The sequence below is a fragment of the Citrobacter sp. Cf072 genome (assembly GCF_030334485.1).
In the GTDB taxonomy this organism is placed as follows: domain Bacteria; phylum Pseudomonadota; class Gammaproteobacteria; order Enterobacterales; family Enterobacteriaceae; genus Citrobacter; species Citrobacter freundii.
Map to the genome: position 1 here is coordinate 56271 of NZ_JAOWDX010000026.1, position 16447 is coordinate 72717.

Annotated in this window: 13 protein-coding genes; 4 read left to right on the top strand and 9 right to left on the bottom strand. The window is 52.3% G+C overall.

From position 1 onward, the window contains the following. The first annotated feature begins 79 nt into the window (after window positions 1-79). The 3 genes from ldtD (at window position 80) to OGX66_RS01905 (ending at window position 3233) form a co-directional block, all read left to right on the top strand. Window positions 80-1831: a L,D-transpeptidase gene (ldtD, locus tag OGX66_RS01895; protein ID WP_003836872.1), complete on the top strand. Its 1752-nt coding sequence runs from the start codon at window positions 80-82 to the stop codon at window positions 1829-1831. Window positions 1832-2008: 177 nt separating this feature from the next. Then, on the top strand, window positions 2009-2557 hold the full coding sequence (mepK, locus tag OGX66_RS01900) for a peptidoglycan L,D-endopeptidase MepK (protein ID WP_003035820.1): 549 nt from the start codon (window positions 2009-2011) through the stop codon (window positions 2555-2557). A 28-nt stretch (window positions 2558-2585) separates the two neighbouring features. Beyond that, window positions 2586-3233, top strand: coding sequence for an MBL fold metallo-hydrolase (locus tag OGX66_RS01905; protein ID WP_003035823.1), 648 nt, complete (start codon window positions 2586-2588; stop codon window positions 3231-3233). A gap of 53 nt (window positions 3234-3286) precedes the next feature. Here the strand turns inward: OGX66_RS01905 and aspC are convergent, their stop codons facing one another. The 4 genes from aspC to pncB all read right to left on the bottom strand — a co-directional run bounded on the left by aspC (window position 3287) and on the right by pncB (window position 9108). Next, the gene (aspC, locus tag OGX66_RS01910; RefSeq protein ID WP_044712521.1) at window positions 3287-4477 is read right to left on the bottom strand and encodes an aspartate transaminase; all 1191 of its coding nucleotides are present in this window, start codon (window positions 4475-4477) and stop codon (window positions 3287-3289) included. Window positions 4478-4660: 183 nt separating this feature from the next. Beyond that, window positions 4661-5737 (bottom strand): porin OmpF, encoded by a 1077-nt coding sequence (gene ompF / locus OGX66_RS01915; protein ID WP_016149871.1) that lies wholly within the window; start codon window positions 5735-5737, stop codon window positions 4661-4663. Window positions 5738-6337: 600 nt separating this feature from the next. After that, the gene (asnS, locus tag OGX66_RS01920; RefSeq protein WP_032936329.1) at window positions 6338-7738 is read right to left on the bottom strand and encodes an asparagine--tRNA ligase; all 1401 of its coding nucleotides are present in this window, start codon (window positions 7736-7738) and stop codon (window positions 6338-6340) included. A gap of 167 nt (window positions 7739-7905) precedes the next feature. Continuing rightward, window positions 7906-9108 (bottom strand): nicotinate phosphoribosyltransferase, encoded by a 1203-nt coding sequence (gene pncB / locus OGX66_RS01925; protein WP_003836860.1) that lies wholly within the window; start codon window positions 9106-9108, stop codon window positions 7906-7908. Between the two features lie 266 nt (window positions 9109-9374). Here pncB and pepN point away from each other — a divergent pair, with 266 nt between their 5' ends. After that, window positions 9375-11987 carry an aminopeptidase N gene (gene pepN, locus OGX66_RS01930; protein ID WP_149911504.1) on the top strand — a complete coding sequence of 871 codons (2613 nt, stop codon included), beginning with the start codon at window positions 9375-9377 and terminating at the stop codon, window positions 11985-11987. A gap of 71 nt (window positions 11988-12058) precedes the next feature. On the opposite strand, the gene ssuB is transcribed toward pepN, so the two are convergent. Genes ssuB through ssuE form a run of 5 tightly spaced genes read right to left on the bottom strand, consistent with a single transcriptional unit; the run spans window position 12059 to window position 16309 of the window. Continuing rightward, window positions 12059-12826 carry an aliphatic sulfonates ABC transporter ATP-binding protein gene (gene ssuB, locus OGX66_RS01935; RefSeq protein WP_003035840.1) on the bottom strand — a complete coding sequence of 256 codons (768 nt, stop codon included), beginning with the start codon at window positions 12824-12826 and terminating at the stop codon, window positions 12059-12061. Further along, window positions 12823-13614: an aliphatic sulfonate ABC transporter permease SsuC gene (gene ssuC / locus OGX66_RS01940; protein WP_003035843.1), complete on the bottom strand. Its 792-nt coding sequence runs from the start codon at window positions 13612-13614 to the stop codon at window positions 12823-12825. The genes ssuB and ssuC overlap by 4 nt, the downstream gene beginning before the upstream one ends. Window positions 13615-13624: 10 nt before the next feature. Beyond that, window positions 13625-14770: an FMNH2-dependent alkanesulfonate monooxygenase gene (gene ssuD, locus OGX66_RS01945; protein WP_044701566.1), complete on the bottom strand. Its 1146-nt coding sequence runs from the start codon at window positions 14768-14770 to the stop codon at window positions 13625-13627. Beyond that, window positions 14767-15741, bottom strand: a complete 975-nt coding sequence (locus OGX66_RS01950) for a sulfonate ABC transporter substrate-binding protein (protein WP_270921788.1) — start codon at window positions 15739-15741, stop codon at window positions 14767-14769. The genes ssuD and OGX66_RS01950 overlap by 4 nt, the downstream gene beginning before the upstream one ends. Further along, a complete protein-coding gene (gene ssuE / locus OGX66_RS01955; RefSeq protein WP_003035849.1) occupies window positions 15734-16309 on the bottom strand; it encodes an NADPH-dependent FMN reductase in 576 nt (191 codons plus the stop codon). The genes OGX66_RS01950 and ssuE overlap by 8 nt, the downstream gene beginning before the upstream one ends. Between the last annotated feature and the right edge of the window lie 138 nt (window positions 16310-16447).

Consider the following 16447-nt stretch of genomic DNA (forward strand, 5'->3'; position numbering starts at 1 on the left):
TATTGGCGTCTACAGGCGTTGCACACCCGATTTATGGTGCCTGGCTATAGAGTATGATAAAGAAAACAGGGGGCAAGGGATGTTGCTTAATAAAATGTGTGGTCGTCGGCTGTCGGCAATCAGTTTGTGCCTGGCCGTAACATTCGCTCCACTGTTCAATGCGCAGGCCGATGAGCCTGAAATGATCCCTGGCGATAGCTCCGCGAGCGTCAGTGAACAGCCAACAGCATTATCGCAGCCGCAGGTACAATCTTCCGCGACGGCTATTATGGCGGGGATTCAACCGTTACCGCAGGGCGTGTCAGTTGATCAAGCCCGCGCCGAATTACAATCTCAACTTCCAGCGGGCTTCACGCCAGTGTATATGAGCCAGCTGGAATTGCTGTATGCCGCACGTGAAATGAAGCCGATGTGGGAAAATCGTGATGCGGTAAAGGCCTTTCAACAACAGTTGGCCGAGGTCGCGATTGCCGGGTTTCAGCCGCAGTTTACTACCTGGGTTGCACTTCTGACTGATCCGGCAGTAACCGGTCAGGCGAGAGACATTGTGCTCTCGGATGCGATGATGGGGTATCTGCACTTTATCGCTAATATCCCTGTCAAAGGTAATCGCTGGCTTTACAGCGGTAAGCCCTATGCGCTAACGACGCCGCCGATTTCTGTCATCAACCAGTGGCAGGTCGCACTGGATAACGGTCAACTAACTTCGTTTGTTGCCAGCCTGGCACCGCAGCATCCGCAGTACGCCGCAATGCATGAATCGCTGCTCAAGCTGGTAGGTGATACACGTCCCTGGCCGCAGCTAACCGGTACCGCGACGCTACGTCCGGGGGAGTGGAGTAATGACATCCCTGCGCTGCGTGAAATTTTGCGTCGTACGGGAATGCTGGAGTCCACCGTCAGTACATCTGCTAAAGAAGGACGTAGCGCTTACGATCGTGAACTTGTCGATGCGGTGAAGCGTTTTCAGACGTGGCAAGGGCTTGGGGCTGATGGCGCGATAGGTCCTGCGACGCGTGACTGGCTGAACGTAACGCCTGCTCAGCGTGCGGGCGTGCTGGCGTTAAATATTCAGCGCTTGCGCCTGCTGCCGAGTGAGCTGTCTACCGGTATCATGGTGAACATTCCTGCCTATTCGCTGGTTTATTATCAGAATGGCAATCAGGTGCTGGCCTCGCGCGTTATTGTCGGGCGTCCAGATCGCAAAACGCCGATGATGAGTAGTGCGCTGAATAACGTGGTCGTTAACCCACCGTGGAACGTTCCGCCGACGCTGGCCCGAAAAGATATTCTGCCTAAGTTATGGAATGATCCGGGATATCTTGAACGTCACGGCTATACCGTAATGCGCGGCTGGAACAGTAAAGAGACGATAGATCCGTGGCAGGTTGACTGGGCCACCATCACTGCGTCCAATCTGCCGTTCCGCTTTCAGCAGGCTCCGGGCGCACGCAACTCGCTCGGACGCTATAAATTCAATATGCCGAGTTCGGACGCTATTTATCTGCACGATACGCCGAACCACAATCTGTTCCAGAAAGATACGCGGGCGTTAAGTTCCGGCTGTGTGCGTGTGAATAAGGCATCTGAGCTGGCGAATATGCTGCTACAGGACGCGGGTTGGAATGATACCCGCATCTCGGATGCCCTGAAGCAAGGGGATACGCGGTACGTGAATATTCGCCAGAATATTCCGGTCAACCTCTACTATCTGACCGCATTTGTTGGCCCGGATGGTCGCACGCAGTATCGTACAGATATTTACAATTACGATCTGACAGCGCGATCCAGCGCACAAATTGTGTCAAAAGCCGAGCAATTAATCAGATAAATGAAGCAGTTCGAGGAAAATGATTGTCGTAAGTTATGCTGGAAACGGGGCAAAATGGCTGTGAGCCCCGTATTTCCTGGGGTTGGGAGCCTTGACGTGGACTACTTAGCCAGATAAGGTTTCCCGCGTGCGCTAGAGCATACATACGATAACATTGACCTTGTAGACCTTAATACCATGGACAAATTTGACGCTAATCGCCGCAAACTGCTGGCGCTTGGTGGTATTGCCCTCGGCGCTGCCATCCTGCCTACGCCTGCGTTTGCAACACTCTCTACCCCACGTCCGCGTATATTGACTCTGAATAACCTGCATACCGGTGAGTCAATAAAAGCAGAGTTTTTTGATGGCAGGGGCTATATTCAGGACGAATTAGCAAAACTTAACCACTTTTTCCGTGATTTTCGGGCCAATAAAGTGAAATCCATTGACCCCGGACTGTTTGATCAACTCTTCCGTCTGCAGGGCCTGCTGGGTACGCGTAAACCCGTACAGCTGATCTCCGGTTATCGTTCCGTCGATACCAATAATGAACTACGTGCGCGCAGTCGCGGTGTGGCCAAGAAAAGCTACCACACCAAAGGGCAGGCCATGGATTTCCATATTGAAGGCATCGCATTAAGTAATATTCGCAAAGCTGCGTTATCTATGCGCGCAGGTGGTGTAGGATACTACCCCAGCAGTAACTTTGTGCATATTGACACCGGCCCTGCACGGCACTGGTGATCCATAAGCTTAATGAAACAGGAGCTGTATGAACTATCGTATTATTCCGGTCACTGCATTCGCCCAGAACTGCTCGCTAATCTGGTGTGAGCAGACTCGTCTGGCCGCGTTGGTCGATCCCGGCGGCGATGCCGAGAAAATCAAACAGGAAGTGGATGCCAGCGGTCTGACGCTAATGCAGATCCTGCTTACTCACGGTCATCTTGATCATGTTGGGGCGGCAGCTGAACTGGCACAGCATTATGGTGTACCGGTTATTGGTCCGGAAAAAGAAGATGAGTTCTGGCTACAGGGTCTCCCTGCGCAGAGCCGCATGTTTGGTCTGGGCGATTGTGAGCCGCTGACGCCCGATCGCTGGTTGAACGAAGGTGATCGGGTCAGCGTTGGCAACGTGACGTTGCAGGTGTTGCATTGTCCGGGTCATACACCGGGACATGTGGTCTTCTTTGATGAGCAATCAAAGTTACTGATTTCGGGTGACGTGATTTTCAAAGGTGGCGTAGGGCGCAGCGATTTTCCGCGCGGAGATCACAGCCAACTGATCGATTCGATTAAACGTAAACTGTTGCCGCTGGGCGATGACGTGACGTTTATTCCGGGTCACGGCCCACTTTCTACGCTGGGTAACGAACGGCTTCATAACCCGTTCCTGCAGGACGAAATGCCTGTCTGGTAATACCGCAGATAAATAAAAAGGCCGCTATTGCGGCCTTTTTTGTACGCGATAGATTACAGTACTGCGACAATCGCTTCGCACAGCGGTGCCATGTTATCTGGCGTCATTCCAGCTACGTTTACACGTCCGGAAGCGACAGCGTAGACACCAAACTCTTCACGCAGACGCAGAACCTGCTCTTTTGTCAGGCCGCTGAATGAGAACATGCCGTTCTGTTTGATGATAAAGCTGAAGTCGCGGTTCGCACCTTTCTCCTGCAGCGTATTCACGAACAGTAAACGCATGCGCTGAATGCGTTGGCGCATATCGGTCAGTTCCTGTTCCCAGATGGCACGCAGCGCTTCATTGCTCAGAATCGTGGCAACTACGGATGCGCCGTGTGCTGGCGGGTTGGAATAGTTAGCGCGAATGGCTGATTTCATCTGACTAAACGCACGGTCGACGGTTTCAGCATCAGCAGCAACCAGCGTACAGGCACCCACGCGCTCATTGTACAGACCAAAGTTCTTGGAGTAGGAACTGGCAACGATCAGCTCTTTGTGCAGCGCGGCGAATGCGCGCAGACCTTCTGCATCTTCTTCCAGACCGCGGGCAAAGCCCTGGTATGCGAAGTCAAACAGCGGCAACCATCCTTTCTCGACAGAAAGCTGAGCCAGCGTTTGCCACTGCTCAAGCGTAGGATCGATACCGGTTGGGTTATGACAGCAGCCGTGGAACAGTACCACATCGCCAGCCTGAGCTTCGCTGAGGCTGGCCAGCAGCGCATCAAAGTCTAATGAGTGGTTCGCCGCATCGTAATAGTTGTATTCACGAACTTCCAGACCGGCAGAGTTAAAGACGCTCTTATGGTTCGGCCAGCTTGGGTTGCTCACCCATACGCGTTTAGCCGACGTATTTCTTGCGAGAAAATCAGCTGCCACGCGAAGTGCGCCAGTGCCACCAGGGGTCTGTGCTGTACGTGCGCGTTTATCGTTGATAAGCGAACTCGTTTTACCAAACAGTAATTCCTGAGTACAACGACCAAACTCTGGAATACCGTCAATGCCAAGATAGTTTTTGGTGGTTTCATTTTCCAGTATATATTGCTCGGCTTTTTTAACGCTGGTCAGCACCGGCGTTTTGCCTGTCTCATCTTTATATACACCGATCCCGAGGTTTATTTTTCCAGGGCGGTCATCGGCACGAAACAAATCAGCCAGACCCAAAATGGGGTCGGCAGGAGCGGCGGTAATGTTCTCAAACATGACGAGGTTCCATAGTGATTACAGAAGGGAAGTCCGCTATCAGGTTAACGGTAGATTTACAAAATGCCAACCGTTACTGACGAAAAGCTGAGGTGTTTTTTTAAGACGCAAGAATCCGCTGGCAGATATAAAAAAACAGGACCGAAGTCCTGTTTTTAAGGCATTTAACAAAGAGGTCTGCTATTAGAACTGGTAAACGATACCAACTGCAACGATGTCGTCAGAGTTCACGCCCAGTTTGTTGTCAGAATCGATTTGGTTAATCTTGTAGTCAACATAGGTGGACATGTTTTTGTTGAAGTAGTAGGTCGCACCTACTTCGAAGTAATCGACCAGATCCACATCACCGATACCTTCTACGTCTTTCGCTTTAGACTTGTTGTAGGAGAGGGACGGACGCAGGCCGAAATCGAACTGGTACTGAGCAACGACGAATACGTCTTCAGTTTTGTTCGCAAAACCGCTGTTACCAGCACCTGAGATGCGGGTCGCGTTACGGGTTTCACCGTAGTTCGCTGCCAGGTAGATGTTGTTAGCATCGTATTTCACGCCGGTCGCCCACTGCTCAGCTTTTTTACCGCCATTGCCGTAGAAAGAGTTTTCCTGCGCGTTGGTGCGGTCAGCTGCGCCGTAAGCACCCACGATACCGAAACCATCCATTTCGTAGCTTACAGAACCGCCAACGCCGTCGCCGTTAGAGCGACCGGTATTGCCATCACGTTCGTTTTTACCCAGATACTGGATACCGAAGTTCAGACCGTCAACCAGACCGAAGAAGTTGGAGTTACGGTAGGTTGCAACACCACCAACACGACCAACGAAGAAGTTGTCGCTGTATGCGGTATCACCACCAAATTCTGGCAGCATATCGGTGTAACCCAGAGCATCGTAAACGATACCGTAGTTACGACCGTAGTCGAAAGAACCCAGATCGGCATATTTCAGACCAGCAAATGCCAGACGGGTTTTGTTGCCGTTCTGAGCGTCACTGCCGCCTTCAGAGTTGTTACCGGCAAAGTTGTATTCCCACTGACCGTAACCGGACAGCTCGGAGTTAATCTGAGTTTCCCCTTTGAAACCAAGACGAGCATAAGTCTGATCGCCATCGTCAGCAGCGCTGTCAGAAAAATAATGCAGACCAACGGTTTTACCGTAGATATCCAGCTTGTTACCATCTTTGTTGTAAACTTCTGCAGCGTTAGCTGCCCCGGCTACCAGCAGAGCAGGGATAACCACTGCCAGAATATTGCGCTTCATCATTATTTATTACCCTCATCGGTTTTTATATGACACCTGCCACTGCCGCCAATAAATTCCGTCAATGAAAATTTACGGAACTATTGATGAGAGTTTGGTGTCTTTATGTGTCTGACAGGCATCTTTCCATTCAAACTACCGTTTCGCTACCGTCAAAGTGCTACAAATATAAAGATTTGGTTTCAAAAAGAAAAAATGTGTAACAAAATGTTATTTTTGTGCAACTTTGTGAACAGCGTCAAACTTCGGATACCCCTGAGCTGAAAATTCTCGTTTTTATTTCTATTTATATGATTTTCTTATATTTAATTTTGCTAAGGTTATTTTTTCTCCGTAATACCGGAAAGTTTGGATTTTACAGATAACGATTTTTGGACGTCTGGAGTGCCGTGCGAAAGGCTAAAAAATGTACTATTTAATCAGAAAATGCTAATCCATAATAAAATTACTGGTTATTTTTTGTGCAAATGTATTGCGATGAAATATTACGTAACAGGTGGAGGGGATTGAATGGTTGTGTTTAACGTGAGATGGGTATCCAGATAACATGAAAAGGGTATAAAAAAGGCCAGCAATGCTGGCCTTTGAAACAATAACGCACGTTTAGAAGGTGGCGTTACGCGGAGTACGCGGGAACGGAATAACATCACGGACGTTTTGCACGCCGGTGACGTAAGCGATCAGACGCTCGAAGCCCAATCCGAAGCCGGAATGCGGAACGGTACCGTAGCGACGCAGGTCGCGATACCACCAGTAATCCTCTTTGTTCAGACCCATTTCCAGCATACGGGCATCCAGCACGTCCAGACGCTCTTCACGCTGAGAACCACCGATGATTTCGCCGATTCCTGGAGCCAGAACGTCCATTGCAGCAACGGTTTTACCGTCTTCGTTAAGGCGCATATAAAACGCTTTGATATCTTTCGGGTAGTTTTTCACCACCACCGGCGCTTTAAAGTGCTCTTCAGCAAGATAACGTTCATGCTCGGAAGACAGATCCACACCCCAGTAAACCGGGTTTTCAAACTGTTTGCCGCATTTTTCCAGAATGCTTACCGCGTCGGTGTAATCCACCTGCGCGAAGTCAGCGTCAATGAAACGTTCCAGGCGTGAAATCGCGTCCTTGTCGACACGTTCAGCGAAGAATTTCATATCATCCGCACGCTCTGCCAGTACGGCTTTGAACGCGTATTTCAGCATCGCTTCAGCCAGGCCTGCAACATCGTTCAGGTCAGCGAACGCCACTTCTGGTTCCAGCATCCAGAACTCTGCCAGGTGACGACTGGTGTTAGAGTTTTCTGCACGGAACGTCGGGCCAAAGGTATAAATTTTGGACAGAGCGCAGGCGTAGGTTTCACCGTTCAACTGACCGGAAACGGTCAGGAACGCTTCCTTACCAAAGAAGTCTTTATCGAAATCGACTTTACCCTGATCGTTACGCGGCAGGTTTTCCAGATCCAGCGTAGAAACACGGAACATTTCACCGGCACCTTCCGTATCGGAAGCGGTGATCAGCGGAGTCGATACCCAAAAGAAACCCTGCTCGTGGAAAAAGCGATGCAGCGCTTGCGCCAGCGTATGACGTACGCGCGCTACCGCACCAATCATATTGGTGCGCGGACGCATATGCGCCACTTCACGCAGATACTCGATGCTGTGACGCTTAGCCGCCATTGGGTAGGTATCAGGATCTTCAACCCAGCCCGCGACTTCAACTTCAGTGGCCTGAATTTCAAAGCTCTGTCCTTGTCCAGGTGATGCAACGACTTTACCCGTTACGATAACTGAACAACCCGTCGTCAGGTGCAGTACGTCCTGATTGTAATTGGGCAGAGAATTATTGATGACGGCCTGTACAGGATCAAAGCAGGAACCGTCATAAACGGCGAGGAAGGAGATGCCAGCTTTTGAATCTCGGCGGGTACGCACCCATCCGCGCACGGTGACTTCGCTGTCAACGGCTACGCGGCCCTGGAGTACGTCGGCTACAGGCACAACGCTCATAATATTCTCTCTGTTAATAGTCGGATATATAAACACATGTCCACCCATAATGGGGGGGATACCTATGTTACCTGGCATCTGCAATCAGACAAGCAGAATTCGTAGCTGGAGTGAAAGATTTCGGAAATAAACGCGAATAAGGGAGCCAAAATGGCTCCCTGGAAGGATTAACTGGCTTTTTTAATATGCGGGAGATCGAAGGCTTTGCGCAGTGCACGAACAAATGCTTTATCGTGGCAGATGGTTTTACCCGGGCTGTCAGATAACTTCGCCACTGGTTTGCCGTTACATTCCACCAGCTTAATTACGATATTAAGCGGCTTAACCTGTGGAATGTCGCATGTTAGCCGTGTCCCAATACCAAAACTCAACTGTACGCGGGAAGAGAAGTGGCGGTAGAGTTCAATCGCTTTTTTCAGATCGAGGTTATCTGAAAAGACCAGCGTTTTGCTCAGCGGATCAATACCCAGTTTTTCATAATGGGCGATGGCTTTTTCACCCCATTCCACCGGATCGCCTGAGTCATGGCGTAATCCCTGGTAGCGGGTCGCAAACTCAACGCCAAAGTCGCGTAAAAATGCGTCCATGGTGATGCAATCGGTCAATGCAATGCCGAGTTGATCAGGATACTCATTTAACCAGGCGGCCAGGGCTACACGTTGGCTGGTGGCAAGTTCAGGACTGATTTGCTGATGAGCCTGGAACCACTCATGCGCCTGCGTACCCATTGGGGTTAATGACAGACGGCGGGCCAGATCGTAGTTACTGGTGCCGACAAACCAGGGCTCTTGCTGCAGGCGTTTAACGATAGCCTGCTGTACTTCGCGCGAAAAACGACGACGCGTACCGAAATCCATCAAATGGAAGCGGGACATATCGACATCTTTTGTTAAAGCAGAGAATTCTACTAGTTTGCTTTCCAGCTCATCGAGTGCCTGCGGGACGCCTGATTCAGGTGAGCGGTAACGGTGTACCAGTTCGCTAATCACCGCTAACAGCGGGACTTCCCACATGATCACTTCACGCCACGGACCGGTTAAGCGGATGTTTAGCTTACCGTTATCATTGGTGACGCAAACCTGTTCCGGGTTATAGCGGAAATCACGTAACCAGGTGAGGTAATCAGCTTTAAAGAAAGGCAGGCCGGAGAGCCACTGGTACTCATCCTCCTGCAGTCGCAGGTGCTGCATAGCATTCACCTGCTCACGAATAGAATCGGCATAAATACCGAGCAGGTCATCGCCACGGCAACGAAATTCAGCCGCTACTTGTACGTCATAGTAGTGGTGAAAAACGGCTTGCTGCATATGCAACTTATAAGCGTCTGTATCCAGCAGCGAGTGCAGAACAGGAGAAGCGAATTGTGTCATAGGTGCGCAGTAGCATCCTCTCACGGGAGCGTTTAGTACAATAAACAACTAAGAAAACCGCTGGAGTATACCCTGTTTAGCGATTTATTGAACCCCGATCACACCATAAGCTCTCTTTCTGGTCGAGGGCAATTCGTGCCACGTGTTATAAAAATGTAGCAAAAAGGGTGTTTGTGCCTGAAAAGATGAACATTCTGCGTAGCGCGATTTACGCAACAGGAATAGACTGAAGCCGAGACTCTATTAAAGATGCTAAAGGTTTTTTTATGACACAACAGCCACAAGCCAAATACCGTCACGACTATCGTGCGCCGGATTACCAGATTACTGATATTGATTTGACCTTTGACCTGGATGCTGAAAAAACCGTGGTCACCGCAGTGAGCCAGGTTGTCCGTCATGGCGCGTCCGACGCGCCCCTGCGCCTGAATGGCGAAGATCTGACCCTGGTGTCGATCCACGTAAACGACGAGCTGTGGACAGAGTATAAAGAAGAAGAGGGCGCTCTGGTCATCAATCAACTGCCGGAACGTTTTACGCTGCGTATCGTGAATGAAATTAGCCCAGCGGCGAATACCGCGCTGGAAGGGCTGTACAAGTCAGGCGATGCGCTGTGTACCCAGTGCGAAGCAGAAGGTTTCCGCCATATTACCTGGTATCTTGATCGCCCGGACGTGCTGGCGCGTTTTACTACCAAAATAATCGCCGATAAAACGCAATATCCGTTCCTGCTCTCCAACGGTAACCGCGTGGCGCAGGGTGAACTGGAAAATGGTCGCCACTGGGTTCAGTGGCAGGATCCATTCCCGAAACCGTGCTATTTATTTGCGCTGGTGGCCGGTGATTTTGACGTCCTGCGCGATACTTTTACTACCCGCTCAGGGCGTGAAGTGGCACTGGAACTGTACGTCGATCGCGGTAACCTGGACCGCGCGCCATGGGCGATGACCTCGCTGAAAAACTCCATGAAATGGGATGAAGAGCGCTTTGGCCTCGAGTATGACCTCGACATCTATATGATTGTCGCTGTGGATTTCTTCAACATGGGCGCGATGGAGAATAAAGGTCTGAACATCTTTAACTCCAAATACGTGCTGGCGCGTACCGATACCGCCACCGACAAAGATTACCTCGATATTGAGCGCGTCATCGGTCACGAATATTTCCATAACTGGACCGGCAACCGCGTGACCTGTCGCGACTGGTTCCAGTTGAGCCTGAAAGAGGGTTTAACTGTGTTCCGCGATCAGGAGTTCAGTTCCGATCTCGGCTCACGTGCGGTAAACCGCATCAGCAATGTGCGTACCATGCGCGGTCTGCAGTTTGCTGAGGACGCCAGCCCGATGGCGCATCCTATCCGCCCGGATATGGTCATCGAAATGAACAACTTCTATACCCTGACCGTGTACGAGAAGGGTGCGGAAGTGATTCGTATGATCCACACCCTGCTGGGTGAGGCTAACTTCCAGAAAGGGATGCAGCTGTACTTTGAGCGTCACGACGGTAGCGCTGCAACCTGTGATGATTTTGTGCAGGCGATGGAAGATGCGTCTAACGTTGATCTCTCCCATTTCCGCCGCTGGTACAGTCAGTCCGGTACGCCGATTCTGACCGTGCGTGATGACTATAACCCTTCAACTGAACAGTACACGCTGACCATTAGCCAGCGCACGCCGGCCACGCCGGATCAGGCTGAAAAACAACCGCTGCATATTCCATTCGCTCTCGAGTTGTATGACAACGAAGGGAAAGTGATCCCGCTACAAAAAGGCGGGCACCCGGTGAATTCCGTACTCAACGTCACCCAGGCAGAGCAGACGTTTGTCTTTGATAACGTCTACTTCCAGCCGGTTCCGGCATTGCTGTGCGAATTCTCCGCGCCGGTAAAACTGGAATATAAATGGAGCGATCAGCAACTGACCTTCCTGATGCGTCACGCGCGTAATGATTTCTCTCGTTGGGACGCGGCGCAAAGCCTGCTGGCGACCTACATTAAGCTCAACGTTGCCCGCCATCAGCAGGGACAACCGCTGTCGCTGCCGGTACACGTGGCCGATGCATTCCGCGCAGTTTTGCTGGATGAGAAAATCGATCCGGCGCTGGCGGCAGAGATCCTGACGCTGCCTTCAGTAAATGAAATTGCCGAACTGTTCGACATCATTGATCCGGTGGCGATAACCGAAGTACGCGAAGCGTTAACCCGCACGCTGGCGGCCGAGCTGGCGGATGAATTCCTCGCCATCTATAACGCTAATCATCTTGATGAGTACCGCGTTGAGCATGCCGATATTGGCAAGCGTACGCTGCGTAACGCCTGCCTGCGATTCCTGGCTTTTGGCGAAACCCATCTGGCTGACACGCTGGTAAGCAAGCAGTACCATGAAGCGAACAATATGACCGATGCGCTGGCGGCGCTATCCGCGGCAGTCGCGGCGCAGCTTCCTTGTCGTGACGCGTTGATGCAGGAGTATGACAATAAGTGGCACCATGACGGTCTGGTGATGGATAAATGGTTTATCCTGCAATCCACCAGCCCGGCTAGAAACGTGCTGGAAACGGTACGCGGCCTGTTGAAGCATCGCTCTTTTAGCATGAGTAACCCAAACCGCATCCGTTCTCTGATCGGTGCCTTCGCGGCCAGCAACCCGGCAGCATTCCATGCGGAAGATGGTAGCGGTTATCAGTTCCTGGTAGACATGCTGACTGAACTGAACAGCCGCAACCCGCAGGTGGCGTCACGTCTGATTGAGCCGTTGATTCGTTTAAAACGTTATGATGCCAAACGTCAGGCGAAGATGCGTGCGGCGCTGGAACAGCTGAAAGGTCTGGAGAATCTCTCCGGCGATCTGTTCGAGAAGATTGACAAAGCGTTAGCCTGATAATATTGCCGGATGGGTCCGGCCTACCATTCACGCGTAGGCCGGATAAGCGGTAGCGCCATCCGGCATTTTTAACCTTGCTTGCGTAGCTGAACTTCATTGTCGCCACGCTGCATCACCCGGTTCAACACCTCGGCTTCCAGTTCTGTCAAACGCACGGAACCAATCCGGCGAGGTCGTGCAATATCCACCGTTAAATCCAGCCCGATTTTTCCGTCCTCAATCAGCAAAACGCGATCGGCCATTGCTACCGCTTCGCTGACGTCATGGGTGACCAACAGTACGGTAAAGCCGTGCTCTTGCCATAAAGAGACGATCAGCTCCTGCATTTCAAGGCGGGTTAAGGCATCCAGTGCGCCGAGGGGTTCATCCAGCAGCAGCAGACCAGGGCGATGAATTAATGCCCGGGCCAGGGCCACGCGCTGTTTTTGTCCGCCAGAAAGCGCTGCGGGCCACTCCTGAGCACGATTCTCCAGTCCAACGGCGGCCAGCGCATCTCGGGCCGCATTGTGCCAGTGACCTTTCAGACCCAGACCGACGTTATCGATAACCGTCTTCCATGGCAGCAGACGCGCATCCTGAAACATCATACGCGTATCATCCTGAATTTCCGCCAGTGGGGTGGTTCCGGCAAGTAATGCGCCTGAGGTGGGCGACTCCAACCCTGCCAGCAGACGCAGCAACGTGCTTTTACCACCACCGCTGCGGCCAACCACGGCAACGAACTGCCCGGCCTGTATATGCAAATCTAACTGATTGAGCACCGTATTGGCGGCGTATTGTTTTGTCACGGCGCTCAGCAACAGCGGCGTACCCTGGTTCAAGCGAGCGGTATTCATACGGTAGCCTCCTTTATATGGTAAGCCGGGTGCCAGCGCAGCCAGACTCGCTCCAGCAATTGGGCGCTGACGTCGGCAAGTTTGCCGAGTAAGGCGTAGAGAATAATGGCCACCACGACCACATCGGTTTGCAGAAATTCGCGAGCGTTCATCGCCAGGTAGCCAATACCGGCATTGGCTGAAATGGTTTCTGCGACGATAAGCGTCAGCCACATCAGCCCGAGAGCGAAACGCACGCCGACCATAATTGAGGGCAGGGCGCCAGGGAGGATGACATGAACAAACAGTGAAAAGCCGGACAACCCATAGCTACGCGCCATTTCTACCAGCCCACGATCGATATTACGGATCCCATGCCAGGTGTTGATGTAAATCGGGAACAGCGTGCCCAACGCAACGAGAAAGATCTTGGCGGATTCATCAATGCCGAACCACAAAATCACCAGCGGGATCAGCGCCAGATGCGGTACGTTACGCAGCATCTGCACCGAGGTATCCAGCAAGCGTTCTCCCCAACGCGAAAGACCGCTGATCAGTCCCAGCGTCAGGCCAATCGATCCACCGATGGAGAACCCGATCAGCGCGCGCCAGGAACTGATGGCCAGATGCTGCCAAAGCTCGCCGCTGGCGGAAAGCGTCCAGAAGGCTTCGATAACACCCTCCGGAGAGGGTAGTATGCGGTTGGACAGCCAGCCCATTGATGATGCGAGCTGCCAGAGCGCCACCAGACCTACCGGTAAAAACCAGGGCGCGAGGCGCAATAACCATCTGTTTTTCGTCGTTGCCATTAGCCGCTCCTTAGCTTTGTGCGACTTTGCGCGGGATGAATTCGTTTGCAACCGCTTCTCCTTGCTGTTGCAGGCGCTGCGGTTGCGGAATTTCTGGTATCGCGACATCCAGATGCGGGAACAGCAGCTCACCAACCCTGTACGCTTCTTCCAGATGCGGATAGCCGGACAGCACAAAGCTGTCGATGCCCAGCGCGGCATACTCGTTAATACGTGCTGCGACCGTAGGACCGTCTCCAACCAGTGCGGTCCCTGCGCCACCGCGTACCAGTCCTACCCCTGCCCACAGGTTCGGGCTAATTTCCAGTTTGTCGCGTTTACCGTTGTGCAGTGCAGCCATTCGCTGCTGACCAACCGAATCCGTTTTTGAGAAGGCGGCCTGGGCTTTGGCGATGGTGTCGTCATCCAGATGGGCTATCAGACGATCCGCTGCCTGCCATGCCTCGTGCGTTGTCTCTCGTACGATCACATGCAGACGAATACCGAAGCGGATCTTGCGCCCGAGCGCCGCTGCTTTGGCCCGCACCTGTTCAATCTTCGCTTTCACCTGTTCGGGCGGCTCGCCCCAGGTCAGGTAGAGATCAACCTGTTCTGCAGCAAGATCTTGTGCGACATCAGACGAGCCGCCGAAATAAAGCGGTGGTTGGGGTTGTTGTACGGGAGGGAAAAACAGCTTCGCGCCGCGAACGTGAATATGTTTGCCGTTGAAATCCACCGTTTCACCTTGCAGCAAGCGCCGCCAGACCTGAGTAAATTCCGCAGAGGCTTCATAGCGCTCGGTGTGATCGAGGAACACGCCGTCGCCTGCCAGCTCCTGTGGATCGCTGCCGGTCACCAGGTTAAATAACGCCCGGCCATTTGAGAGTCTGTCGAGCGTTGCAGCCTGACGTGCGGCAACCGTTGGCGAGGTAACGCTTGGACGCAGCGCGACCAGAAACTTTAATCGCTGGGTGACCGGGATCATCGAGGCGGCGACCAGCCAGGCATCTTCGCAAGAGCGACCAGTTGGGATCAGAACGCCGGTAAACCCAAGACGATCGGCCGTTTGCGCGATTTGTTGCAGATAACCGTGATCGACAGGGCGCGAACCCTCTTCCGTTCCAAGATAATGACCGTCACCATGGGTGGGTAAAAACCAAAACATGTTCAGACTCATAATTTTTCTCCTGCCTGCTGAGTGGGTTGCCAGATACGCTGGCGAATATCGATTTTTTTCGGCACCAGACGGTTGTCATAAAACAGATCGGCGGTTTGTTGTTGCAGGGCTGCAACAGAGGCGTTGACTGGCACAATGGTGGTTGGCGGACGGTGATCCAGATAAGACGCAATCACCGGTTCTGGCAGTCCCATGGTTTTGGCCAGCAGGGTAATACTTTGCTGGCGCTGGCTGAGGGTTAACGCATCGGCCTGGCTAAAGGTATCCAGTACGCCAAGAACAAATGCGCCATTTTTCTCGGCATAGGGACGGGCGGCGAGATAAAACGAACCGGTTTGCTTGAGGTCTGAGCCGTCTTTTAGCACGCGTACATCACCTTGCAGTAACGCGGCGGAATAATAGGGGTCCCAGATAGCCCATGCGTCAACGTTTCCTTGCTGAAAGGCTGCTCGCGCGTCGGCGGGAGTCAGATAGGTCGGTTGAATATCGGTAAGTTTCAGTCCAGCCTGTTGCAGCGCCCGGAGCAGTAAATTGTGGGCGCTGGATCCTTTCTGGAAGGCGACTTTATGTTCTTTAAGCTGCGCGACGCTCTGGATCGGGCTATTTTTCGGCACCAGAATCACTTCGGCTTTCGGCTTGGGCGGCTCGACGCCCACGTAAACCAGATCGGCTCCGGCAGCCTGGGCGAAAATTGGCGGAATATCACCGGTGCTGCCGAGATCGATACTGCCGATGTTGAGCGCTTCCAGCATTTGCGGCCCAGCCGGGAATTCGACCCACGAGATTTTAGTCTGCGGATAGCGTTTCTCCAGTAGCTGATGGCTTTTGGCCAGCACCATACTGACGCTTCCTTTCTGGTAACCAATACGCAGGGCATCGGGGGCCGATTCTGCGGCATGCCCCAGAGTTGACAACGACAACAACCCACTCAGTGCCAGCCATGACGTGTGACGCTTGAGAAGATCAAGCATGGGCGGCACCTCGCAGGGTGTTCAGTTGAGGAAGTTGGACGTCGCGACGATGCAACGCCAGCCAGAAGGTATCAAGCGCACTGTCCAGACGCTGCTGAAGGTTAGGCGTAAACTGAGGTTTATGTTGATAATCAATTACCTGCGAATCATCGGCAAACACACCGTGCAGGATCTCCTGGGCCTTTAATGCGCTCAGTACCGGTTTCAGCGCGTAATCGACGGCAAGCAAATGCGCCACGCTGCCGCCGGTAGCCAACGGCAAAACTACTTTTCCTTCCAGCGCTCGCTCGGGGAGCAGATCGAGCAGGGTTTTCAGGGCGCCAGAGTAAGCGGCTTTATAGACCGGCGTGGCGACAATCAGCCCGTCTGCATCCTGCAATTGTTCGCTAAATGTCTTCAGCGCCGGACTGTCAAAACGGGCATAGATTAGGTCTTCTGGGGCAAAGTTATGCAGGTTCCAGTGAAAGACTTCGACATCATGACCGTTTAGTTTTTCTCGAGCATATTCCAGTAACGCGCTGGAGCGAGAGGGGAAGCGTGGGCTTCCCGCCAGAGTAATGACGCGCATAATTTTAATCTCCCCTTATAACTAATTGTTTGCTTTTGCTTAACATTGATAACAATTTATGCAGTCTGGCAGAGAGATTTTGTTTATCGAAATGATTTATACGGCATAGAAAAGTTGAAAAGTGAATAAAACGGCAGA